The 24,617-nt window shown below is 33.8% G+C and carries 25 protein-coding genes; 11 read left to right on the top strand and 14 right to left on the bottom strand.

Going from position 1 to position 24,617, the window contains the following annotated elements:
• The first annotated feature begins 30 nt into the window (after positions 1 to 30).
• The 9 genes from BMZ09_RS14505 to BMZ09_RS14545 all read left to right on the top strand — a co-directional run bounded on the left by BMZ09_RS14505 (position 31) and on the right by BMZ09_RS14545 (position 8,472).
• Positions 31 to 1,386, top strand: coding sequence for a Na(+)-translocating NADH-quinone reductase subunit A (locus BMZ09_RS14505; protein ID WP_090841924.1), 1,356 nt, complete (start codon positions 31 to 33; stop codon positions 1,384 to 1,386).
• Positions 1,386 to 2,600 (top strand): NADH:ubiquinone reductase (Na(+)-transporting) subunit B, encoded by a 1,215-nt coding sequence (locus tag BMZ09_RS14510; RefSeq protein ID WP_090841926.1) that lies wholly within the window; start codon positions 1,386 to 1,388, stop codon positions 2,598 to 2,600. The genes BMZ09_RS14505 and BMZ09_RS14510 overlap by 1 nt, the downstream gene beginning before the upstream one ends.
• Before the next feature lie 2 nt (positions 2,601 to 2,602).
• Complete coding sequence (locus BMZ09_RS14515) at positions 2,603 to 3,364, top strand: Na(+)-translocating NADH-quinone reductase subunit C (RefSeq protein ID WP_090841928.1); 762 nt, start codon at positions 2,603 to 2,605, stop codon at positions 3,362 to 3,364.
• 2 nt (positions 3,365 to 3,366) lie between these two features.
• Positions 3,367 to 4,011, top strand: a complete 645-nt coding sequence (locus tag BMZ09_RS14520) for an NADH:ubiquinone reductase (Na(+)-transporting) subunit D (protein WP_090841930.1) — start codon at positions 3,367 to 3,369, stop codon at positions 4,009 to 4,011.
• Positions 4,012 to 4,018: 7 nt separating this feature from the next.
• Positions 4,019 to 4,732, top strand: a complete 714-nt coding sequence (nqrE, locus tag BMZ09_RS14525) for an NADH:ubiquinone reductase (Na(+)-transporting) subunit E (protein WP_177183547.1) — start codon at positions 4,019 to 4,021, stop codon at positions 4,730 to 4,732.
• A gap of 1 nt (position 4,733) precedes the next feature.
• A complete protein-coding gene (gene nqrF, locus BMZ09_RS14530) occupies positions 4,734 to 6,047 on the top strand; it encodes an NADH:ubiquinone reductase (Na(+)-transporting) subunit F (protein WP_090841934.1) in 1,314 nt (437 codons plus the stop codon).
• 87 nt (positions 6,048 to 6,134) lie between these two features.
• Positions 6,135 to 7,001, top strand: a complete 867-nt coding sequence (locus BMZ09_RS14535) for a DUF4846 domain-containing protein (protein ID WP_090841936.1) — start codon at positions 6,135 to 6,137, stop codon at positions 6,999 to 7,001.
• Between the two features lie 53 nt (positions 7,002 to 7,054).
• Positions 7,055 to 7,432, top strand: a complete 378-nt coding sequence (locus BMZ09_RS14540; protein ID WP_090841938.1) for a Na(+)-translocating NADH-quinone reductase subunit F — start codon at positions 7,055 to 7,057, stop codon at positions 7,430 to 7,432.
• 56 nt (positions 7,433 to 7,488) lie between these two features.
• The gene (locus tag BMZ09_RS14545; RefSeq protein WP_090841941.1) at positions 7,489 to 8,472 is read left to right on the top strand and encodes an FAD:protein FMN transferase; all 984 of its coding nucleotides are present in this window, start codon (positions 7,489 to 7,491) and stop codon (positions 8,470 to 8,472) included.
• A 2-nt stretch (positions 8,473 to 8,474) separates the two neighbouring features.
• Here BMZ09_RS14545 and BMZ09_RS14550 read toward each other — a convergent pair whose 3' ends face one another.
• Genes BMZ09_RS14550 through map form a run of 4 tightly spaced genes read right to left on the bottom strand, consistent with a single transcriptional unit; the run spans position 8,475 to position 11,251 of the window.
• Positions 8,475 to 8,843: a DUF423 domain-containing protein gene (locus BMZ09_RS14550; protein WP_090841943.1), complete on the bottom strand. Its 369-nt coding sequence runs from the start codon at positions 8,841 to 8,843 to the stop codon at positions 8,475 to 8,477.
• 21 nt (positions 8,844 to 8,864) lie between these two features.
• Complete coding sequence (locus BMZ09_RS14555; RefSeq protein ID WP_090841945.1) at positions 8,865 to 9,638, bottom strand: class I SAM-dependent methyltransferase; 774 nt, start codon at positions 9,636 to 9,638, stop codon at positions 8,865 to 8,867.
• A 5-nt stretch (positions 9,639 to 9,643) separates the two neighbouring features.
• Entirely contained in the window at positions 9,644 to 10,423 is a 780-nt protein-coding gene (locus tag BMZ09_RS14560; protein ID WP_090841947.1) for a DUF3050 domain-containing protein, read from the bottom strand.
• A 9-nt stretch (positions 10,424 to 10,432) separates the two neighbouring features.
• Positions 10,433 to 11,251 carry a type I methionyl aminopeptidase gene (gene map, locus BMZ09_RS14565; RefSeq protein WP_090841978.1) on the bottom strand — a complete coding sequence of 273 codons (819 nt, stop codon included), beginning with the start codon at positions 11,249 to 11,251 and terminating at the stop codon, positions 10,433 to 10,435.
• Between the two features lie 121 nt (positions 11,252 to 11,372).
• Here map and BMZ09_RS14570 point away from each other — a divergent pair, with 121 nt between their 5' ends.
• On the top strand, positions 11,373 to 12,644 hold the full coding sequence (locus BMZ09_RS14570; RefSeq protein WP_090841949.1) for an acetyl-CoA hydrolase/transferase family protein: 1,272 nt from the start codon (positions 11,373 to 11,375) through the stop codon (positions 12,642 to 12,644).
• A gap of 3 nt (positions 12,645 to 12,647) precedes the next feature.
• Here BMZ09_RS14570 and BMZ09_RS14575 read toward each other — a convergent pair whose 3' ends face one another.
• The 5 genes from BMZ09_RS14575 to BMZ09_RS14595 all read right to left on the bottom strand — a co-directional run bounded on the left by BMZ09_RS14575 (position 12,648) and on the right by BMZ09_RS14595 (position 16,982).
• Positions 12,648 to 13,049: a BT0820 family HAD-type phosphatase gene (locus BMZ09_RS14575; RefSeq protein ID WP_090841951.1), complete on the bottom strand. Its 402-nt coding sequence runs from the start codon at positions 13,047 to 13,049 to the stop codon at positions 12,648 to 12,650.
• Positions 13,050 to 13,415: 366 nt separating this feature from the next.
• Positions 13,416 to 14,933 carry a 2,3-bisphosphoglycerate-independent phosphoglycerate mutase gene (gpmI, locus tag BMZ09_RS14580; protein ID WP_090841953.1) on the bottom strand — a complete coding sequence of 506 codons (1,518 nt, stop codon included), beginning with the start codon at positions 14,931 to 14,933 and terminating at the stop codon, positions 13,416 to 13,418.
• A 79-nt stretch (positions 14,934 to 15,012) separates the two neighbouring features.
• Positions 15,013 to 15,777, bottom strand: coding sequence for a M48 family metalloprotease (locus BMZ09_RS14585; RefSeq protein ID WP_090841955.1), 765 nt, complete (start codon positions 15,775 to 15,777; stop codon positions 15,013 to 15,015).
• A gap of 27 nt (positions 15,778 to 15,804) precedes the next feature.
• The gene (locus tag BMZ09_RS14590; RefSeq protein ID WP_090841957.1) at positions 15,805 to 16,533 is read right to left on the bottom strand and encodes a M15 family metallopeptidase; all 729 of its coding nucleotides are present in this window, start codon (positions 16,531 to 16,533) and stop codon (positions 15,805 to 15,807) included.
• Positions 16,530 to 16,982: a GNAT family N-acetyltransferase gene (locus BMZ09_RS14595; protein WP_177183548.1), complete on the bottom strand. Its 453-nt coding sequence runs from the start codon at positions 16,980 to 16,982 to the stop codon at positions 16,530 to 16,532. The genes BMZ09_RS14590 and BMZ09_RS14595 overlap by 4 nt, the downstream gene beginning before the upstream one ends.
• A 72-nt stretch (positions 16,983 to 17,054) precedes the next feature.
• Between BMZ09_RS14595 and BMZ09_RS14600 the strand changes: the two genes are divergently transcribed.
• Entirely contained in the window at positions 17,055 to 17,498 is a 444-nt protein-coding gene (locus BMZ09_RS14600; protein ID WP_317042613.1) for a GNAT family N-acetyltransferase, read from the top strand.
• Between the two features lie 3 nt (positions 17,499 to 17,501).
• On the opposite strand, the gene BMZ09_RS14605 is transcribed toward BMZ09_RS14600, so the two are convergent.
• The 5 genes from BMZ09_RS14605 to BMZ09_RS16220 all read right to left on the bottom strand — a co-directional run.
• On the bottom strand, positions 17,502 to 18,641 hold the full coding sequence (locus BMZ09_RS14605) for a T9SS type B sorting domain-containing protein (protein ID WP_090841965.1): 1,140 nt from the start codon (positions 18,639 to 18,641) through the stop codon (positions 17,502 to 17,504).
• Complete coding sequence (locus BMZ09_RS14610; RefSeq protein WP_090841967.1) at positions 18,638 to 19,180, bottom strand: hypothetical protein; 543 nt, start codon at positions 19,178 to 19,180, stop codon at positions 18,638 to 18,640. Before BMZ09_RS14610 ends, BMZ09_RS14605 begins: the two co-directional genes overlap by 4 nt.
• A gap of 1 nt (position 19,181) precedes the next feature.
• Complete coding sequence (locus tag BMZ09_RS14615; RefSeq protein ID WP_090841969.1) at positions 19,182 to 21,641, bottom strand: hypothetical protein; 2,460 nt, start codon at positions 21,639 to 21,641, stop codon at positions 19,182 to 19,184.
• Positions 21,642 to 21,779: 138 nt separating this feature from the next.
• Positions 21,780 to 22,850, bottom strand: a complete 1,071-nt coding sequence (locus BMZ09_RS14620; protein WP_090841971.1) for a hypothetical protein — start codon at positions 22,848 to 22,850, stop codon at positions 21,780 to 21,782.
• Between the two features lie 12 nt (positions 22,851 to 22,862).
• Positions 22,863 to 24,617, bottom strand: a 1,755-nt coding sequence (locus BMZ09_RS16220; RefSeq protein ID WP_090841973.1) for a hypothetical protein, incomplete at its 5' end; no start/stop codon positions are given.

The following is a 24,617-nucleotide window of genomic DNA, read 5'->3' on the forward strand; positions in this document are numbered from 1 at the left end:
AGTATAACTATTAACCAATAGATTTATAATATGTCAAACGACATTAAGATTAAAAAAGGTCTGGATATTAAATTAGTCGGAGCAGCCGAAAAGGCTACCGAAAATGCTATTGTTAGCAATTTCTATTCAATACGACCGGAAGATTTTCATCAAGTTACACCAAAATTAGCAGCTAAAGAAGGCGCAAAAGTAAAAGCGGGCGAGCCTGTTTTTTACGACAAGTCAAATGAAGCTGTAAAATTTGTGTCTCCTGTTTCAGGAGAGATTATTGAGATAGCTCGTGGTGAAAAAAGAAAAATACTTTCAGTAAAAATCAAAGCAGACAAGGAACAATCGTTTCATGACTATGGTAAGTTAGATTTAAATTCAGCGAAAGCGGAAGATATTAAATCACGTTTATTAGAGTCTGGATGTTGGGCATTTGTAAAACAACGTCCGTATGATGTTATTGCAAATCCAGCAAACCAGCCTAAAGCGATATTTATATCAGCTTACGCTAGTGCGCCTTTAGTAGCAGATTTAGATTATGTGTTACAAGGTAAAGAAGCCGAGTTACAAGCTGCAGTTACTGCTTTAAGTAAATTAACAGACGGTAAAGTACATGTTAGTATTGCAAAAAATGGTAATTCGCCATTAGCAGGACTTTCAAATATTACTTTACACAAAGTTTCTGGACCGCATCCATCAGGAAATGTAGGGACACAGATTAACAAAATTGATCCAGTAAATAAAGGTGAGGTAGTTTGGACTATAAACGCTCAAGACCTTGTTATTATTGGAGAGCTGTTGTTAACTGGTAAGTTTAATGCAGAGCGTACAGTTGCTTTAGTTGGGTCTTCAGTTAAAAAGCCTCGTTATTTTAAAACTAAATTAGGAAGCGAAATAGCAACCATGATTTATGATAACGGTGTAGACAAAGATGGTAATGACCGTGTGATTTCTGGTAATGTATTATCAGGAAAACAAGTTAAGCCAGATGGTTATTTAGATTATTATAGTAACACAATTACTGTAATTCCTGAAGGAGACGATTATGAGTTTTTTGGATGGAATAAACCAGTTTTTAATAAAGTATCAACTTCAAGAGCACTAACTTTTTCTTGGTTAACACCAAACAAAAAGTTTGACTTAAATACCAATACTAATGGAGAGCACCGTGCTTTTGTTATTACAGGTAATTATGAAGAAGTATTTCCTTTAGATATCTTTCCAATGCAGATTTTAAAATCTTGTATGTATAAGGATTTAGACGAAATGGAAGCTTTAGGTATGTATGAAGTTGCACCAGAAGATTTTGCTTTGACAGAATTTGTTTGTGTTTCTAAACAACCACACCAGAAGATAATTAGAGAAGGATTAGACTTAATGCTTAAAGAGATAGGATAATGGGCTTAAAAAGTAATTTACATAATTTAAAAGAAAAGTATAAAGGAACCAAGATGGCTCCTGCGTTTAACGCGATTCATACTTTTTTATACTTGCCAAATGAAACCACTCATGGTGGAACGCACATTAAGGCAGCAGATGATTTAAAACGTACCATGAACATCGTAATTATGGCTTTAGTGCCATGTTTGATTTTTGGTATTTTTAATGCAGGTTACCAACATTATGCGGCTATTGACGCTGCAGCAGGTTTAACAAGAGAAGCATCTTTATTTGCAAACTTCTTGACTTGGGATAACTTTGTTGTTGGGGCATGGACAGTATTACCATTGGTAATTGTATCCTATGGAGTTGGTCTTATTGTAGAATTTATTTTTGCAGTAATTAAAGGTCACGAAGTAGAAGAAGGTTATTTAGTTACCGGGATGTTAGTGCCATTAATTGTACCAGTTGATATTCCTTTATGGATGTTGTCTGTTGCAGTAATTTTTGGTGTTGTGATTGGTAAAGAAGTATTTGGTGGTACAGGAATGAATATTCTAAACCCAGCATTAACAATACGTGCTTTCTTATTCTTTGCATATCCAACTTGGATGTCAGGAGATAAAGTTTGGGTACACGAAGCAGTAGAGCGTGCAGGAACAGCAGATGCTATTTCTGGAGAAACATTGCTTGGTGCGTATGCTCAAAACAGTAGTTTAGCCGGTATTGATTACATGGATATGTTTTTTGGTTTTATTCCAGGATCAGTTGGAGAAACTTCTAAATTGTTAATTATTCTTGGGGCATTGTTCTTAATCTTTTCAAAGGTAGGAAGCTGGAGAATTATAGTGTCTACTTTAATTGGAGCGCTTACAATGGGATTAATATTTAATGGTGTTGTATCTGCAGAATGGATTGGAGAATCTAGTAAGTTTTATGGATTAATGAATGTGCCTTTCTGGCAACATTTAATAATTGGTAGTATCTTATTTGGAGCCGTATACATGGCAACAGATCCAGTAACTGCATCTCAAACAAATAAAGGTAAATGGATTTATGGATTTTTAATCGGTTTTATTTCAATAATGATCCGTGTATTTAACCCAGCATATCCAGAAGGTGTATTCTTAGCTATTCTTTTAATGAATGTCTTTGCACCAACTATTGACCATTACGTAATACAAGGAAACGTAAAACGCAGAATGAAACGTTTAAAAGTTAAAACAGCATAATCATGGCAATGAACACAGATAAGAATTCATATACCGTAATATTTGCAATTGTAATGGTACTAGTTGTAGGGTCTTTATTGGCTTTTACAGCAGCAACATTAAAACCAAATATTGCTGAAAACAGAAGAATGGAAAGGCAACAGAACATTCTGTATGCAATGGGAGTTAATGGTAATGAAGGTGATGGAGATATCACTTTTGTATCTACTGATAAAGTTGCTGGAGATTTCTCAAAATACATCACTAAACAATTAGTAATTGAAGACGGTGTAGTTAAAGAAGATAAAGAAGCATACTTAATTGATGTTAAAAAAGAACAAGCAAAAGCTAAAAATGGAGGAACAAGACGTTTGCCTTTATTTGTTGGTGTAAAAGATGGTAAAACATTTTATATCGCGCCAATAAGAGGTAAAGGACTTTGGGATGCTATTTGGGGTTATGTTGCTTTAGACGAAAACATGGTTGTTCAAGGAACGTTCTTTGATCACGCAGGTGAAACACCAGGTTTAGGAGCTAACATTAAACAACGTTACTTTATGGATGATTTTTATGGTGAAAAACTACTAACAGATGCAGGAGCCTTTAAAGGTATTACTGTTGCTAAAGGTAATAATGATCCTAAAAATTTAATTAAAGACGATTACGAAGTTGATGCATTAGCAGGAGCAACTATTACAGGTGATGGTGTATCTGCAATGATTAAAAAAGATTTAAAGTTATACCAACCGTATTTCGAGAACTTAAAAAAACTAGCTAGCAATTAATTATGGGACTACTTTCAAAAAAAGACGCAAAGTTAATAACAGATCCTTTAGCAGATAATAACCCGATTACTATTCAGGTATTAGGTATTTGTTCTGCTTTAGCTATTACCGCAGAGTTAAAAGCGTCGTTGGTAATGGGTATTGCTGTAATGTTTGTATTAGGAATTGGTAACGTGGTAATCTCTTTAATGAGAAACATCATACCTTCTAAAATTAGAATTATTGTTCAACTTATTGTAGTTGCTGCTTTAGTAATTATAGTAGATCAAGTACTAAAAGCTTTTGCTTATGAGTTAAGTAAAACATTGTCCGTATTTGTTGGATTAATTATTACTAACTGTATTATTATGGGACGTTTTGAAGCTTTTGCTTTAGCAAACAAACCATGGAGATCATTCCTTGATGGAATAGGTAATGCTTTAGGGTATGCACTTATCCTTTTAATCGTTGGATTTTTTAGAGAACTTTTAGGTTCTGGTACACTTTTTGGAATTCCAGTTTTAGGAGATCCAATCGAGAAAACAGGAGTGTATTCTTTAGGATACGAAAACAACGGATTTATGTTAATGCCTCCAATGGCATTAATAATTGTTGGACTTATCATTTGGGTACAACGTAGTAGAAACAAAGCATTAATCGAAGACTAAAAATATTATGGAACATTTAGAATTATTTTTCAAGTCGATTTTTATAGACAACATGGTATTTGCAGTATTCTTAGGAATGTGCTCTTACCTTGCAGTATCTAAAAAAGTAGCAACAGCTGTTGGTTTAGGAGCAGCAGTAATATTTGTATTAGCTATTACAGTACCATTAAACTGGTTATTGGATCAATACATTTTACAACCAGGAGCATTATCTTGGTTAGGAGCAGAATATGTAGATTATGATTTAAGTTTCTTATCATTTATCATGTTTATTGCTACCATTGCAACAATGGTGCAATTAGTAGAGATAGTGGTAGAGAAGTTTTCACCATCACTATATAACTCTTTAGGTATTTTCTTACCACTTATTGCAGTAAACTGTGCCATTTTAGGAGGGTCATTATTTATGCAATCTAGAGAAATTGAAACATTAGGTTTAGCATTTAATTATGGTGTCTCTTCAGGTATTGGTTGGTTTTTAGCAATTCTTGCTATTGCAGCAATTAGAGAAAAAATTAGATACAGTAATGTACCAGCACCTTTAAGAGGATTAGGAATCACATTTATCATTACAGGGTTAATGGGAATTGGATTTTTAAGTTTTGGAGGGATGTTAACTGGAGGAGACGAAGAAGCACCTAAAAAAGAAACGACAACTGAAGTAAAAACGTTGTCTGTGGATAAAAAAGAATTAGCTAACAATACTAAAATAGTAGAGTAATATGATTTTAGCAGCAGGAACAGGAGGAACAGTAATAGTAACTGTAGTAGCGTTTTTACTTATTACGCTAGTATTAGTAAGTTTACTACTTTTTGTAAAACAAAAATTATCACCATCAGGACCAGTAAAAATCTTGATTAATGGTGAGAGAGAAATTGAAGTATCTTCAGGAGGATCATTATTATCTACCTTAGGTAGTAATAAAATCTTTTTACCATCTGCTTGTGGTGGAGGTGGAACTTGTATTCAATGCGAGTGTCACGTTTTATCTGGTGGAGGTGAAGCTTTACCAACAGAAACACCTCACTTTTCAAGAAAAGAATTAGCACACGGTGCGCGTCTGTCTTGTCAAGTAAAGGTGAAACAAGATATGGAGATTACTATTCCGGAAGAAGTTTTCGGAATTAAAAAATGGGAAGCAACAGTAGTGTCTAATTACAACGTAGCAACCTTTATTAAAGAGTTTGTAGTGGAGATCCCTGAGGATATGAACTATAAAGCTGGAGGGTATATTCAAATTGAAATTCCTAATTGCGAAATTAAATATTCAGAAATGGATATTAGTGCGCATCCTGAAGATCACCCAGGAGAGCCTGATAAGTTTGAAGCAGATTGGGATAAGTTTGGGTTAAGACCTTTAGTAATGAAGAATGCCGAGTTAGTTGAAAGAGCTTACTCTATGGCTTCTTATCCTGCCGAAGGTAGAAGAATTATGCTTAATGTACGTGTTGCAACACCTCCTTTTGATCGTGCTAAAGGTGGATGGATGGATGTAAATCCAGGAGTAGCATCGTCTTATATCTTTAATCAAAAAGTTGGAGACAAAGTAACAATTTCTGGACCTTACGGTGAATTCTTTATAAATGACTCTGAAGCAGAAATGCTTTATGTAGGTGGTGGAGCTGGTATGGCACCAATGCGTTCTCATTTATATGAATTATTTAGAACTATTAAAACAGGAAGAAAAGTAACATATTGGTACGGTGGACGTTCTAAAGCAGAATTATTCTACATCCATTACTTTAGAGCATTAGAAAAAGATTTCCCGAACTTCAAATTCTTTATTGCATTATCAGATCCAACAGAAGCTGATAATTGGACATTGAAATCGGATATCCATGACGAGTCTGGAGATGGATTTACAGGATTTATTCACCAAGTAGTTATTGATCAGTATTTATCTAAACATGAAGCTCCTGAAGATATCGAATTATACTTCTGTGGACCGCCATTAATGAACCAAGCGGTTCAAAAAATGGGAGAAGATTTTGGTATTGATGATGAAAACATCAGATTTGATGACTTTGGAGGATAGAAATTGATTTCTTAAAGTTATTATAAATATATCTTAATATGTAAAAGCCTAATACGAAAGTATTAGGCTTTTTCGTTGTAGTTAGATATGAGAAAAGTTGCCCTTATTGTTTTAATTATTACAACATTAATCTTATTGGTTTATAAACTTAGTCCGCAACCAATTAATCAATTGGTTAGTACCATTTCTAAAAGTATTTCGGCGGTTAATAAAGATAGTTTAACCATCGCGTCGCGTGTTAATGCTCCAAAAGGATTTAGACGCGCAACCTATGCTAAAGGAAGTTTTCAGGATTATATAAGGCATTATAAATTAAAACCGTTTGGTAGTAAGATTATAAATTATGATACCTCTGAGTATTATTGGCAGAAAGGACATATTGGTATACTAGAAGTGCCTGTACCTAAAAATGGTTTACAGCAGTGCGCAGATGCTTTAATTAGAATAAGAAGCGAATACCTTTGGGACAATAATAGGAAGGACGAAATAGGCTTTAATTTCACGTCAGGACACTATTGTTCTTGGAGTAAATACGCCAAGGGTTTTAGACCAAAAATAAATGGTAATAAAGTGACGTTTCATAAAACTGCTACATCAGATTATAGTAAATCTAATTTCTACAAATATTTAAACCTACTTTATACCTATTCTGGTACATTGTCTTTGTATCAAGAATTGAAGACTATAACTAATGTTGAAGCGCTACAAATAGGTGATATGCTTATTTTAGGTGGTAGTCCTGGTCATATTGTTATGTTGGCGGATCAAGTAACTAATAATAAGGGCGAAAACTTATTTTTACTAATTCAAGGTAATACACCAGCTCAAAGTGTTCATTTAGTTAAAAATTTGGAGGATAATGCCTTATCGCCTTGGTATGATTTAAAACTTAATGCTGTAATCCCGGTGTCCAATTTTACCTTCTATAACTCTAAATTTGCAAGATTTAAGTAATTTGTTATCCGGCTTTTTTTCCGCGAAAGCGAAATAAACTTTATTTTTGCAGTATGAGTAAAGCACTTTCTAAACAAGAATTACATAATCTGGCAATGAATCACGTAGGTAAAGACCTAGAGAAACGTGGTTTTGAATTTATTGCTATTAATAGTCAGTTAAAAAAGCAGCCACAATTTGTGGTCATGGATAAAAACAAGCAGTACTTTTTTGTTATTGTCCGTGCTGTTTTGCTACCCGCTAATGCCAATAATTATGATATTGTTTGGATGGAATCTTTTAAAAAGCACGCAACAGAGCATAATTCTAAAATTTTATATGCCGGCGTTGGTTTAGGAAATCCAAATGGCGATGATTTGCCTATTTACTTAAATGAGGAATATCTTATTGAGTATAACGGAATTCAATTAATTGAAACTAATTTGAATTAATATCTCCTTTATTAAACTAACTATTTTCCCTATATAGGGTAGTAATCTTCCTTCTTATGAAAAAGTATATACTTGTATTTTTAATTTTTAGTGTTTGTTTATCTTGTCAAAAACAACCTCAGTTATTAAAAGTGTCAGGACCTGTTTTTGGTACCAGTTATAGTGTACAATATTACGATGTTGATGGGGTAAGTTATACACAACAATTTGATAGTTTATTTACGGTTATTAATACTTCAATGTCTAATTATCAGTCGGATTCTGATATTTCAAAATTGAATAGAAATGAGGTTATTGAAGTCGATAACCATTTTAAAACTGTGTTTAAAGGTGCCAAGCAAATTTATAGAGAGACAGAAGGTGTTTTTGATCCTACTATAGGACAATTAGTAAACGGATGGAATTTTGGATCTGAAACAAGTAAAACTGCCTTAGATAGCATAAAAGTGGATAGTTTAATGCGTTTTGTTGGACTTAACAGGGTAGGTTTAGTAAATAGTACTATTAAAAAGCCAGAGGCTTCTTTTATAGATTTTAATGCCATTGCTAAGGGGTATGGGGTAGATGTTATCGCTGATTTTTTAGAGTCTAAAAAAATCAATAATTATCTTGTTGATATTGGGGGAGAGTTAAGAGCCAAAGGTATTAACCTTAATAAAAACAAAGGATGGACTGTAGGTATTGAAAATCCTAATTTTGATGGTTCTCAAAGTTATAATAAAACACTAGTGCTAGAAGATAAGGCTATGGCGACTTCTGGTACATATCGTAAATTTAAAATAGATAAATTTGGTAATAAATATGCACATATTATCAACACTAAAACTGGTTATCCGTCTAAGACAAATATTTTAAGTGTATCCGTTATTGCTGATAATTGTATGATGGCAGATGGTTATGCAACTGCTTTCCAAGCCATGGGAATTAAAAAAGTGGACAATTTTATGGCAAAGCATCCAGAGTTACAAGCTTATCTTATTTTCGAGAATGATAAAAATCAACTGGAAACCTTGGTCTTTAATGGTTTTAAAACTAATTAAATTTAAAACGCATTAACCAATACTAGTAACCAACCTGTTACTAATAATAAACCTCCAAGTGGCGTTATTGGTCCTAGAAATTTTAATTTTTTGCCCTTAGCGTCGGATAAAACTAGTCCATATATACTAAACGAGAAGAGTAGTATACCAATAACAAAACACCAGTAAATAGCAGTACTCATAGGTCCTTGTCCATAACCTAAAGCTATTAAAACTATAGCGTGATACATTTGGTATTTGACACCTACTTCAAAGCTATGTAATTGATCTGTAGATAAAATCTTTTTTAAAGCATGTGCTCCAAAAGCACCAAAAATAACAGATAACATCCCAAAAAGGGCTCCTGTTGCAATTAATATTTGTGAGGTCATTAAATAGGGGATTAACTTATGTTATTTGTAAACTACAGGTATAATTTCTCCTGGAGCTAAGCAGTATTTTTTTATCGCTTCCGCGGAAAGTTTAGCCGTATAATCAACTTCATTAACCATAAAACCAATGTCTCTTAGTTTATTAAAGTAGTCGTATCCATAGACACGTACATGATCGTATTGGCCAAATATTTTGGCGCGTTCCTTTTTATCTGTAATTGTATTGTCTTCAAAAGTAGTTTGTCTACGTATATCCTGCGGAATTTGAAATACGCCATAACCTCCTGGTTTCATGACACGAAATAATTCTTGCATGGCTTTAGTGTCATCAGGAATATGCTCTAATACGTGATTACATAAAATAATATCATAACTATTATCCTCAAATGGAAGATTACAGATGTCTGCTTTGACGTCTGCAATTGGTGATAATAAATCTGTAGTTGTGTAGTCTATATTTTCTAAAGCTCTAAAACGTTTTAAAAAACATTGTTCTGGCGCAAAATGAAGCACCTTTTTTTTGTTTTCCGATGGCGTAAAAAAGCTAGTTTCGTTTTGTAAATACAACCACAATAATCTGTGACGCTCCAAACTTAAAGTAGAAGGCGATAATACATTATCACGTTGTGTCCCATAACCATAAGATAAAAAGCTCTTAAAACTTTTACCATCTATAGGGTCGGTATATGTATTTCCTTTTAAAAAGAATGCTAAAATAGGTCGCGCAACGTAGCTTAACCTTATTAATAAAGGTCTTGGAATGCTATTTAATATTAATTTGAATATTTTTTTCAAAAGTTTTAAGCTTCAATAGCTAAGTTTACTGTTATTAATTTATAAATACCATCCCATAATGCTATGCGATACTGTAATGCTTGTTTAGAGACTTCTAAAACCTCATTCCATTTAATAGTATCATTACCACAAAGTTCTTCTATCATTTTTAAAGATAATGGACCATGCTCATCACCATCTAACTCGATATGGCGATTTAAATAATAGGTTAGTTTGCTAAAGGTATTTTGATCTGCTTTAGATTGATTTATAATCTGAAAAAACATATCAGGAATAACATCTTCACGACCAAAAGTAAATGCAGCAGCTATTTTATGCACTTGATTTGTTTCAATTATTTTGAATGTAAATAGTACAAACTCTAAAGTTTCAGGGTTTAACTCGATTTTATTTAAAGCCTCGTTAATTGAAAAACCTTGTTGTAAATAAGATATTAAATGGTGTATTTGATCTGTATTAGCTTCTATTTGTTGCATAGCTTCTAGATACATTTCAAAGTGGCTTTTTGCTTCGCCTAACTCATTGATATCACTTTCTTCACCTAAAACTATTTCATTTATAAATCTAGCAGTTGATGGATTTACAACAGGAACCCATGGTAATGTTGTCGTTGTTAATTTATTTTGAAGCGCTTTTAGTAGCGACATAAAATCCCAAACAGCAAAAACATGCTGTTCCATAAATAGCTTTACATCTTCAATGTTTGTTAAAACAGAATATAGCTTGTGTTTATTTAATGCTTGTCTTAATGGCTGAAGTTGATCTTCTAAATGGCTAATGGACATCTTTATAATTTATAATACTAATGCCTTCTGTCTAAACTCATCTTCTTCATTGCTAACAATACCTAATGCATCATAGATATATGCAAAGGTTGATAATAACTCAGGTTTACCATCTACAATAGCAACATCATGCTCAAAATGTGCACTTGGTTTACCATCTAAAGTCGTAATTGTCCAGCCATCTCTGTGTTGTTTGATGCGTTGCGTTCCAAGGTTAATCATAGGCTCAATAGCCACAACCATACCTTCGATAAACTTTTTACCACGACCACGTTTACCATAGTTTGGCATTTCTGGATCTTCGTGCATTTTAGTACCTAAACCATGACCTACTAATTCGCGTACAACGCCATAGCCATGATCTTCGCAATATTTTTGTATCGCATAACCAACATCTCCAACGCGATTACCAACTTTAAGTTCTTTAATACCCATGTATAAAGATTCTTTAGTCACTTGAAGTAATTTTTCTGTTTCTGGATCAATCTCACCTACAGCAAAAGTGTAAGCATGATCACCATAATAACCATTTAAAATAGAACCACAGTCAATTGATATAATGTCTCCGTTTTCTAAAGGAGTATTATTTGGTATTCCATGCACAACTTGAGAATTTGGGCTCATACATAAGGTGTTAGGAAAGTCATACAATCCTAAAAATCCTGGTACAGCACCTAAATCTCTAATATGTTCTTCGGCAATTTTATCTAATTGTAAAGTGGTAACACCTGGTTTTACAGCTTTTGCAACTTCACCTAATGTTTTAGAAACAACTAATGCTGCTTCGCGCATTAATTCTATTTCTTCTTTTGTTTTTACTATAATCATGGTTAAAAAAATATGTGCAAATATACTTAAAATAAACTGTTTTCTAAATTTTGAAGACATGACATTTAGCAGGTTTTAAAGTATTTCTTAGTATTATTTTTGTTCTCTAAAAATTAAAATTATGTTTTCACCAGTTACTGCAGATGAAGCTGTAAAAGTTATAAAATCTAATGATCGTGTTTATATTCAGGCAGCAGCAGCAGCGCCTCAATCTTTAATTCAAGCGATGACTAAAAGACATGAAGAGTTACGTCATGTTGAAGTTTGTCATTTACATACAGAAGGAGAAGCACCTTATGCTAATCCAGAATTAAAGGATAGTTTTCATGTTAATTCCTTTTTTATAGGTAAAAATGTAAGACATACTTTAAGAGCAGGGAATGGCTCTTATACGCCTGTTTTTTTAAGTGAATTACCAGTGTTATTTAAACGTAATATTATTGACATTGATGTTGCTTTTATACATGTGTCCGTACCCGATAAACATGGGTATTGCTCATTAGGTGTGTCTGTAGAAGCTACTTTAGCAGCAATTGACAATGCAACAACTGTAATTGCTCAGGTTAATAGTTTTATGCCAAGAACACATGGTGCGGGTATTATCCATGTGTCCGAGATTAATACGTTTGTAGAAAGTCATCAGCCTTTACCGGGTCATGATATGGTAGCCCCTACAGCTATTGAAAATACTATTGGTGATTATGTTGCTAATTTAATTGAAGATAGAAGTACACTACAAATGGGGATTGGATCTATACCAAATGCTGTGCTAACTAGATTAGTAAATCATAAAGATTTAGGGTTACATACCGAAATGTTTTCTGATGGCGTTATTGATTTGATTTTAAAAAATGTAATAAACGGAAACTATAAAGCAATTAATAGAGGGCGCGCGTTATCTACTTTTTTAGTGGGGTCGCAACGTTTATATGATTATGTAGATGATAATCCTTTTGTTGAAATGAGAGCATCAAATTATACAAACGATGTGTCTATTATTAAACAGAATCCTAAAATGGTTGCTATTAATAGTGCCATAGAAGTTGATGTTACAGGTCAAGTTTGTGCCGATAGTATTGGTGCGCATATGTACTCTGGAGTAGGAGGACAAATGGATTTTATTAGAGGGGCTTCTTTAAGCGAAGGCGGTAAAGCAATTATTGCATTACCATCTGTAACTAGAAAAGGAATTAGCAGAATTGTGCCAACATTAAAACCCGGAGCTGGCGTGGTTACAACACGATCACACGTGCATTATGTGGTAACAGAATATGGTGTGGCTAACTTGTTTGGTAAAACAATTAAAGAGCGTGTAAAAGCATTAGTTAATATTGCGCATCCAGATCATAGAGAACTAGTGGATAGGCAGTACTTTGATTTGATAAAATATTAGTAATTAAAACTTAAACCAGCTTTTTTTCTTTGGTTTTGGTAGTTGGGGAGTGTCATTAGTTAACATCTGATAGATAGCTCCCCAACCTAAAATACCACCAATATTACGGTCGTCTATAAATAGGTCTGCGTGGATTTTTCTGCTAACATCGTTTTTAAAGTCTTCTTCAGGAAAACTTTGGTTTACAGCATAGAAGGTAATTCCATTATCTTGACAGTAAGTTACAGCGTCGTCTAATTTTTTTCCATGTCTATAGGTCCATAAAATTAAGCGATGACCGTCAGCTTGCAGGCGTTTTAAGGTTTCGAAAGCAAAAAGACGTTCTTGTCCAATGCCTGGATACCCGTCTTCTACGATGGTACCGTCAAAATCTACTGCAATTATAAGTCCTTTAGAAAGCTTCATTTTATATAAAAATTGAAATCAAAAATACAATAATTAATGATAAACTAAAGGGCTATTTTATAGGTGTACATTAAATATAATAGAAATTGTAGTGATTACGGAGGGAGTTCTCGATACACTTTTTTCGTGCCTCAAAAAGCATTGGAAATGACGGGTGTGTAAAACATTGTTGTGTTATAAATAGGGTTGTTATTTGTTCTTGTTTTATTTTAATGGGTGAATGAATTTTATTTCACTTTAAAAGAAATAAAAAGCAAGAGGCATTAAGCTAGTTGAAAGTTTTATACTTGTTTTAATATCTTATTTATGAAACAAAAAAAACGTCCTATTTGATTACAATAGAACGTTTTTAATATTTAATTAGTGTTACACTAAGCTATGACAAGTCATTGCTTTAGGTTGTTCTACTCCCATTAAATTTAATATTGTTGGAGCCATATCACCTAAAACACCATCTTTAATTGTTTTTAATTCTTTATCAATTAAAATAAGTGGAACTGGATTAGTTGTATGTGCTGTATTTGGAGATCCATCAGGGTTAATCATTGTTTCGCAATTACCATGGTCAGCAATTAATAGTGTTGTATAACCATGTGCTAAAGCAGTAGTCACGACTTGTTCTACACATTTATCAACAACTTCGCAAGCTTGTATTGCTGCAGACATTGATCCTGTATGGCCTACCATATCACCGTTCGCAAAATTTAAACAAACAAAATCCGTAGTTTCTTTTTCTAATTCTGGGACTAAAGCATCCGTTAATTCAAACGCAGACATTTCCGGTTTTAAGTCATAAGTTGCAACTTTAGGCGAATTTTTTAAGATGCGACTTTCTCCTTTAAAAGGAGTTTCTTGTCCACCAGAAAAGAAAAAAGTCACGTGAGGATATTTTTCAGTTTCGGCAATTCGTATTTGTGTTTTATTGTTTTTTTCTAAAACCTCACCTAAGGTTTCTGTAATATTATCTTTATCAAATACGACATGAATTCCTGTAAAAGCATCACCATAATTAGTCATGGTCACATAATACAAATTTAATTTATGCATGTTTTGTTCGTGATGATCATTTTGATATAAAGCATCGGTTAATTCGCGCCCACGATCTGTTCTGAAGTTAAAAAAGATAACAACGTCGTCTTCTTTAATGGTTGTTAACGGAAGCCCTTCAGCATTTGATTTTATGATTGGCTTTATAAATTCGTCAGTAATATCAGCATCATAATGGTTTTGCACACTTTGTGGTAAATCATTAGATAATTCGCCTGTACCATTAACTAAAGCATCGTATGCTAATTTAATACGTTCCCAACGATTATCACGGTCCATTGCATAGTAACGTCCGGTTAAACTAGCTAATTTTGTGTTTTTATTTTTAGTGAAAGTTTCTAAATCTTGAACAAAACCTTTTCCCGATTTTGGATCGACATCACGTCCATCTGTAAAGGCATGGATATAAGCGTTTTCTAAACCAGAAGCTTCAGTAGCATCAATTAATCCTTTCAGGTGATTAATGTGAGAATGAACGCCACCATCACTTAATAATCCTAAAAAATGAATATTTTTATTATTCGCTTTAGCATAACTAAAAGCATCTTGTAATACTTGTTCTTTTGCCAGTGTATTGTTATCAATAGCTAGGTTGATTTTAGCCAAATCTTGATAGACAATGCGTCCCGCACCAAGATTCATGTGTCCTACTTCACTATTACCCATTTGCCCTTCTGGTAAGCCAACGTGTAAGCCATCTGTGCGAAGCTGTGCGTTTGGATAATTGTGGTATAAGCTATCTATAAAAGGTGTGTTAGCATTATCTATGGCAGAGACTTTTGGGTCAGGAGATTTTCCCCAACCATCTAAAATCATTAAGATTACTTTTTTGTTCATTTTATAAGATTTTGTTATACAAATATAAAAACAAAAGTCCTGCGATTGCAGGACTTTAAGGCTTATTTACGATAACGATTTAGTTAATACTGTACTTTTTAATTGACTTTCTAATTTCTTCAATACGGTTATCTGGGTCTGGATGCGTACTCTGCATTTCTGGTTGTCTGTTTGGTCCAGCAGCGCGTTTTAAGATTTCCATAACTTTAATCATTTCTTCAGGATTGTATCCAGCACGAAGCATAAATCTGACTCCTAAATCATCACTTTCTAACTCGTCATCACGACCATTAGTCAATAATTTTGTCATCCCGTACTGTTGTATAAAACCACCAGCATCTGCACCTACAGATCCCGCTGTAGATAGTCCTTGCCATAGCTCAGAGTTGGCTATACGCTCAGCACTATGCTTTCCTAATACATGTCCTATTTCGTGTCCTAAAACACCTGCTAATTGATCCTCGTTTTCTAACTGAGAGTATAAGGCGTATGTTATAAAAATTTGACCTCCTGGCAATGCAAAAGCATTTATGGCATTTGGGTCTGCTAATAAATGAAACTCATATCTATATGGCGTCTCTTTAGCAATACTATTATTTACAAGTTTGTTACCTACGTTGTCTACTAGTGCTTGGTAATTCTCGTTTGGATATAAACCGCCATGTTGTGCTGCCATTTGATCACGACTTTGTAAACCCATTTGGATTTCTTGATCAGTAGTCATTGAAATTGCTTGTTTTTTTCCTGTATATGGGTTTATTTCTTGCTGACTGCAGTATTTAAAGCCAAAAAAAGCAGCTATACATAAACCTATTAATAATCGTCCTTTTAAATTTCCTCTCATTTTAATTAAAGTTGTTAATATTCCAATTTACAAAAGTTCTGGGTTAATATCTAAAATATTTTGGTTGATGTACTGATTTATAAATGATTCTGAAAAAGAAGCACTTCCAGACAAGGCTTCTTTTTTTAATATTTCAGAAATGTTTAATGTTCTGTAAGTGTTTAAATAATCTGACGAAAGTGCTTTATAGCTAAAGTGCCAAGGTTCATATTTAAAACCTTTACGGTTAGCATTATCCGTGTATACTAGATAAAAACCATATGTTGCTGCGTTTGTATCCATCCATTCTTTAAGCTTACAATATGGGCCATTAGCGTGGAAATTTTTAGGTAACAAGACGTTTTTTGGTTGCTTTACGTTTGTTTGATAGATGTCAATATCTGTCCCCCAATGGTGACGCGAAGTCCCTGGGATTGTAGAGTATTCTATTATTTTTTTAATATTAGCAAGATCGGATAGTCCTTTTGCTTTATTGCTCTTAAACTTACGTTCCCATATGCGTTGTTGATGTGCAAAGCTTCTATAGCTTGATACCGCGCCAATACTTATACCGTCTTTTAAAGCAGCTGTTTGCATATTTATAAAAGCAGTATGTGCTTCTGCTCTTAATTTGTAACCTTTACCAAATAGTTGCGGGCTACCTTGACCTATTAATTCTTGATCCGAAATAGGGGGTAGGTTAAATGCGTATTGTGCTAGTGTAGCAATTACAAAGCAGGTGGTAAAGACATATTTTATGATGTTATTTTTTTTCATTTTAATGATTTATGCATCGTATAGTGTGGGCCAACATCGGGGATGTCAAATTGGTTGCCAATAGTTTCAAAACCGTTGTTTTTGTAAAAGTTTAGAGCAACTAACCTTGCATTAAACCATAGGCGATCTATATTTTTTGTTTTTAGAAAGTCGATACCATGCGTTAAAAGTTGTTTTCCAAAGTGTAACCCTTGGTGTTGTTCTAAAATACCCATAGCACGGAGTCTGTATTGATTGGCATCACTAAATAAAGGCGATTGGTCAGCAACTAAAGTACAAACACCTACTAATTGATTTTTGTAATATAATCCAAAATGAAAGGTGGTATCTAAATCATCTTGAGGAAGCACACAAGCATCAATAGGTTTGCCTTGACGTAAAACAGCATGTCTAACAGGAATAGTGTCAATGCCTAGTATTGGTTTGATGACAATATCTTTATTTTGCATGTGGTTTAAATTATTATGCATAGTGTTAAAACTATATTTATTATAAAAATGATGTTTCAAAATTAACTAATTTTGAACAAAATAATTGCAATGGCTTTCAGCTTTAAATTAATTGAAAAGGATAATATTAATTGTATCATTCCTTTGATTCAGAAATTAACTAATAATAAAAACTCTGACGCTATTTTAAAAGAGCGTTTTGCCGAAATGGTTACTCAAAATTATGAGTGCGCAGGTGTTTACGATGGCGATGTGTTAATTGGTGTTTCTGGTATGTGGTTTCAGACGAGACATTATGCTGGTAAAAGTATGGAAATTGACCATGTTTACATTGAAGCAGAGTACCAAGGAAAAGGTTTGGGAAAACAGTTTTTTAAATGGCTGTATGCTTACGCAGAAAGTAAGGGCTGTAATACCTCAGAATTAAATACCTATGTTCAAAATTATCCTTCGCATAAGTTTTATTACAACGAAGGATTTGAAATTTATGGGTATCATTTTTATAAAACCTTATAAGATTTAATACGTAATGTATATCCAACCAGAATATGCTTTGTCTTCTTCTGTCAACTTTAATACGTAAAAATAAGTTCCTACAGGAAGTTTTTCGCCTTGGGTACCAACAACTGTTTTGTTTGATACACCGTCAAATGTGTTATCATAATTTTCGGCATCGTATACAATTCTTCCCCAACGGTTATAAATTTCTAAAGTATTATTAAATAGCTCTACACCTTCAATAACAAAAACATCATTTAGTCCATCATTATTTGGGCTAATTCCATTATAAATAGTTAAGCCACTGCTTCCTATTAAAGCTCCAAAAGTTATTATTTCGTAATCTGCAGGAATAAATTCAATGGAGCTGATTGTACCTGTACTTAAGTCTCCTGTTATTGACGAGTTTCCAAGATCTAACCATTTGTTTTCGGTTTTACTCCAACCAACAACTCTTAAATTCATTAAATCATCAACTAAATTATCAATCTGACTATCTGGGTCCCAAGTTAAAGTTACAAAAGTTTGGTCCACTCCGTCAAAATCCCAAAATTCTTCCGTGTTTACTTGATTAATTATACCTTCAGAAATAGAAGTGTCAAATGTATTTGTAAAAGTAGAAGGGAAGTTAGGGTCTTCATTAAAATAGGCAGCACTAAATCTTACAACACTAGGTTGAGCTGGTGTGATTAGCGGTCTAAATTTATCGTCTTGACCTATAGGGAAAACAAATGATTGGTCGCTGGTTGCGGATGCATAACCGTCTACGTTTCTAAGGTCGTCTTCAAGAGTGTAGATAGCACTGTCAAGATAGTCTAAAGAGATTGAAGGTGTTAGTCTAGGAGTAACAACATCTCCGATCAAATAATCGACACCGTTAGTTACTTCAGTATTAATCTCTAAAAACAGGTGGTTATCTACTGCCACTTCCATGTCAAAAAATCTAGGTATTTCTGTTCCAAAAATAGTTATTGAACCTATGTCGTTATAAAACCCGGCTAAACCTAAGTTTTGATTAAACATACCATCGTTTTGTAAATCAAGATGAAATCCCATAGCACCTTGATCATGTATTTGGACATTACCAAAATTATGAAAAGCATCTTGTGCATTCATAATTAGTGAAAAGAACGTGAAAATTAATATATATGTTTTTTTCATGACTGTAATGTTTTTTTAATTTTATCTACTAATGCAGATTGATCACTGTCACCATTTTCAATAGGTATATTAAGCTCTTTAGCAATTGCTTCCAAATCTTTTTTCTCGATTCTCTCTATTATCCAACTGTTTGGATTTCCTTGGTTATTGTAATCTATAAATTTTAATAATAATTTGCTTTTTGGTTTTGGAGCTTCTTCTATAATAGAAAAGTTAGCAGCTAATTCTTTGTCATTTGCTTTAACTATTGAATCTAATTTTTTAATGGTTTGTAGTTCAATTCTATCTAACTCAGATTTAATTTTAGAATTTTCTGAAGCGATTTTCTCATTAGTTTGTTTAGTAAAACCTTTTTGAAAAGCTTCTTCTTTTTTAGACATTACGTCTATTAATCTGTTTAGTTCAGTTTCATCATCTGCAGCCAACTCTATTAGTTTTTGTATTGAGTCTCTTTCAATTTCAAAAGCCTTTTCTAAATCTTCTTGTGCACTTACCGTTACTGTAATAGCTAAAAGTAGTATGGTATATATGTATTTCATCTTAAAAATTATCGATATAACTATTAATAATATTTATGTTTGTTTTTATAGGGTTAGCTATTGTATTGCTATGTCTACCTATACCAAATAGTCCTGATTTTGTACCACTAGCACCACTAGTTAATTGATAGTAGTATGCACTCATAGCAGAATAATAATAGTTACCACTAGAATTGGTATATCTAATTATAGATTGGCTTGAAGCGTCTAATGAATAAAATCTTGTTTCTCCTGTATTATTTCTTTGGCTAATCTCTCCATTAGAATTAGCATTACAATAATAGAAGTAATGTGCACTAGAATTATCATAATCGTATAACCGAGCACTTGATGTAAAATTAGAATTTCTCATGTGGCCATTTGTACTATTGTTATGATCAATAGCAACTGCAGAAGTAAAGGTGTTATTAGAGTGTTGTACACCGTTGGTTGTTCCTCTTAATCTAACATAACTACTTCCTCTAACGGTTACTTGACTTATTAAATTATCTGTTGCAGAGTTTTCAAAATATATTCTAGACCCTGATGCTGCTAAATCTGAATAATTTACAGTGTTTATACCACTACTATTCTGATCTATATAAGCACTGTTTTTAGTGTCTGTATATTGTACCGTTAATTCGCCATTTCTAACACGGTTAAATGCTGCGTTTGAAACGGAAGAATAATTAAAAGCTCCTTTTTTACCAGCGTACACTTGAAAATAACCATAATTGTTGGCAGTAATACCTATGGCTTTTACTGATGCTGCGTTAGCAAATAAAAAGCGTCCATAACTAAATCCTGTTGCTCTTTGTATTGATAAATCTGCAACGCCATTAGCAGTCATTGTTGATCCTGATAGATCAACATAATTAATTACTCCAGATGAATCGTATGCAGCAATGTTAGAATAGGCGCTGATTGTGTTTCCTAATAATGATACATCTCCAACTCTAATATTGGATCCCGTTGAGATTTTATTATTTGTTGCACTTTTTGTAGATGATCCTTCCATTCTAAAATAAGATCCATTTTCAATAACCATATTGTCAACTAATGAAGCTCCTGAGCGGTCATATCTGATATACGATTGGTTATTAATAAATAACTCATTAGAGGATAAAGTTCCTGTGTTAAGGTCTACATAAGAATTTCCTCTTACTTGTCCGTAATTCATGGTTAAAGATGTTCCTGAAGCTTGAGATGTTCTTCCGTAGCTTTCAAAGTCATTTCTAGTAATACTTAATAAAGCAGCTCCCGTTGATGAAAACGAACTGTAGCTACTAAAGTTGGTGTCTAATAATTTTAAGGATACTATGTTTTGTGCTGCTGTAGCATAAAACCTATTAAAATTACATTGTGCAATACTACCTGCGCTACCAGTCATGTATAATACTGTAGCGTTGGTAAAAGTTGTGCTAACTATGTTTACATCTCCGTTTCTAATATTACAATTATTGGATAGCGTAGAGAAATTAATAGTTCCAGAACCTTGTTGGTTGTATATAACATTTTTGAAAACGTTATTGTTATTTGTTCCACTAAGTATAGTTATACTAGAATCACTGATTTCATTATCATTAAAACTCCCTGCTGTATAATCGAATACTGAATTTTTAACTGTATTTCTTTGCACTGCTGTGTTACCAAAAGGAAATGTTTTTATAGTTGCAACACCAGTAACTTCGTTAAAAAGATTATCATAGACTTTTTTAAATTGATTTGTACCGATATCATAAATGGCGCCCCAACTATGCGTGTCATGATCTGTTAATACAGAAACATCCATGCTTAAAGAGGTTGGCGAAACCGCGTGTAAAGAAATTACACTAGCCAATAATGTTCCACTTTCTGGTGCATCTGTAACAATGTAGTGACAGCCTTCGTCATAAGACCCACTCATTGCTATAATTTGAGCTCTTGTCCCTTTTATTGCACATGAAGCGCTTAATGGTATAACATCTTTAGTGCCATCTTCCTTAGTGTACTCTAAATCGCCATCTACTAATTGTAAAGTTGTGTTGGTTTCGTTAATTGCTATTGTGTCTCCATTTCCAGAAGTATGCATGGCAATAATATTTCCGCCTGTAACCGTTTGAGTTATCGAAGAGGTTAAAGTAGATAGGTCAGTTGATATTGTTCCACCAGCATCCGAAGTTTCTAAGTTTAAACCATTAAGTATTACTGTTGTATTTAATTCGTTAGTTGAATCACCATCTAAATCACTGGCATTATTTACTGTTCTCCATCCAGTAGTAGTATACATGTATACATTTTGATCTGTTGGATTAAATAGTAAACTTCCAATTATAGGATCGGTTACATTACCTAACTCAGTCGTAGGTACAGTATTTAAACCTAGCATTTCTGCGCCTGTAGGGGTTTGTGCAAATGCAGATTGAGCGAAGCAAACACTTACAAGAATTAAAATAAATTTGTATGATTTGATTTTAGTTAGTATGTCGCTTTTAATTATCATTAGTTTTATAGGTTGTAGGTGTTACATGTGGTGTGGGGCAACCACATGTAACGGGTTAAGTTGTTCTTACAATTAAGATGTTTTTTAAAATACGGATAAATTAATAAAATAAAATTTGTGTTATATTTTAGGTTACTTTTATTTGTAGGCAGTATACATGACTAATAAGCTTTCGTTATTTACATCTCCAGGTTGGACATTAACCGTGGCTGTTGTACTATTAACTGTTATTACTCCATTAGTGTAGTTTACTGCAATTGTAAATCCATCCGGAGTAAAAGCATTAAAAGCACCTTCAATTTTACCTAAACTACTACCGTTTTGATCTCCGTATCTAACACCTATACAATTGGAACTGCTGGCATATCTAGAATTATCATTAATTGAATTTCCGTGTCCACCAGAATACATTGATTGTTGTACTAAAGTGCCATTGGTATTTCTGGCAAAACCATTCATTGTTCCAAACGAATTTGAGATTCCTCTAGCATTGTCTCCTACTGCGTTGTCACTATCAATATCCAAACTTTCTACATTAGCATTAGCTACAAATGTAACTTGTGACGGTTGAAAAGGAATACCTGTTACTGTAGTTGTTCCTTCCCCTGAAATAATAAAAGTTCCTGTGTAAACTGTAGGTCCTAAATAGGCTCCTCCATTTGCACCAACTTCTATTTGGTTGTCAGTTTCTGCTGCAATAACTTGTGCTGTATTAGCAATTCCAGATTCATTGGTATATGTTATTTCACCGGTTGCACTAGTCGCATTTTGAACAAGTGACGTATTACTTTCGGTTATGTTTGTAGTTGTCGTACCGCTAGTATGTGTTGCAATGGTGTTTCCTGTTGTAACTACTGGTGTTACGGTAGAGGTCAATGATGCTAAGTTTGTTGTAATAGTTCCACCAGCATCTGTAGTTTCTAGATTTGTTCCATTAAGAACGACAGTTGTATTTAATTCATTAGTAGTATCTCCATCTAAATCATTAGCATTATTAATAGTCGTCCATCCTGCAGTGGTATACATATATACATTTTGATCTGTAGGGTTGAATAATAAACTTCCAATTATTGGAGCGGTTACATTTGCTAACTCCGCAGTAGGTACATTATTTAAACCTAGCATTTCTGCTCCGGTCGGTGTCTGTGCAAGTGCTGTTTGAATAAAGAAACTACAAGTGACAGTCAAAATTATTTTAAATGATTTCATCTTTACTGTTTTTTAGTTACTGTAAAATGTTACACATCCACAAGAGCTTCCTGTTCCTGCAGGTACAGGTAAATCTCCAGTGATTTTAGGGACACTCGCCCAAGCTGCAACAGAATTAGTATAAGAAAATAAGTAGTCGTATGTACCGTCTCCATTGTCATTTATTACTAAAGTGTGATCACCTAAGTTTAAATTTGGTATGCTTGAATAAGGTACGTTATCTAATAATATTTGATATCCATTTGCAAAGGTAGTACCTGAATTGTTTCTAATTTGAAGGTCAAAAGGAGCGTTACCATTACCGTCTTGAAAATTATCAGATACTAGATTTCCAGTTATCGCTCCTGTTGGAGTTGCAGTATTAGTTCCGCTTCCGCCAGGTGCACTTGGACCCGGTTTAGAAACCGTTACATCTGTTATTACTTCTTTTGTCGCTGAGGTATTAAAATACCAAACTTCATCAACTAATACATCGGCTGTAACACCGTTATCACCAGTTGCTACCATCACTTGAAAACCATTAGCTGTTTGTGTACCCGTCACAACAGAAGCTAGTCTTGAATCACGATTAACAGCATCTTCTTGTACTCCAAAAGCGATATCATAGTTTACGCCATTTGGATGTGCTGTTGCAAAAGCGACTGTATATCTTCCAACCCCAGTTCGTGTTACGGAGCAATTAATATTAAACGAATTTGTACCATTAGCTTGTGTATGTGCAGCAGCGAAAACAATACCAATTGTTTCTTTTACTAGAGTAATTGTTGGAGAGACTCCATCAACACCTGCAGGACCAGGAGGTCCAGTAGCACCTTGAGGACCTACACTTCCAACAGTCGTTGCAACATTGTTTTCATTAGTGTAAGTAACAGTACCATCCGTGTTTTCAACAAATGTTGTAACTGTTTCTAAAATATCGGTCGATGTTCCAGATGCACTTTGATGAGTAGCAATAGTGTTACCAGCTGTAACTACTTGTGTTACTTCAGAGTCTATGTCTGTAAGAGGCACGCTTAGTGCACTTCCACCATCTGTTATAGTAAGATTTGTTCCGTCAGCACTAAAAGCAGTATTATGTTCGTTTGTTGGGTCTGAATCAGCATCGTCACCACTTGCCCAAACTGTTCCTGTAGCTGTTGCTGTAAGTACTTGTCCAGGTGTTCCTGGTAAATCGTTTTCGTCTAGCACAGGCCCGTCTAAGTCTAAAGTTTCATTTATTGTTACTGTAGTAGCACCACTTGTTTCGTCAATATTTAGAGCTTCTACACCACCAACAGTAAATCCAATTTCATCTGCTGCTGGGCTATACATACCTGTGTTTGTGTCGTCAGTAAATCTGTATGAAGGTTCTCCAGCATTTCCATCTGAGTTAAGGAAACCAGCAGAGCGTATAGCTCCTGAAACTTGTAATTTATTATCTGGTGTATTAGTACCAATACCCATTCTGTTATTAGTTTCATCCCAGAATAATTGGTTGTTATCCTCAGTTGGATTTCCATCAGCACCAGCAAAGAATATAGATCCTTGTGTTCCTGTGTGCACTAATGAGCTTAAATCAACAGGGTTTCTTGTACCATCTTCGTCAATATATTCTAATTGATTAGTTGTTGTATTGAACGTTAAAGAAGTAACCGTTTCTAAGTTATCTACTAAATCAGTTAGGTCTAATTGCGTTACTAACCCATTTTCGTCAGTATAATCAATATTGGTATCATCAGCATTTAAAGCGATGATAGTCGTTGTTTCGTCATAAGTCGTTTCAGTACC

It is taken from the genome of Olleya namhaensis, from assembly GCF_900114005.1.
Taxonomy (GTDB): Bacteria; Bacteroidota; Bacteroidia; order Flavobacteriales; family Flavobacteriaceae; genus Olleya; species Olleya namhaensis.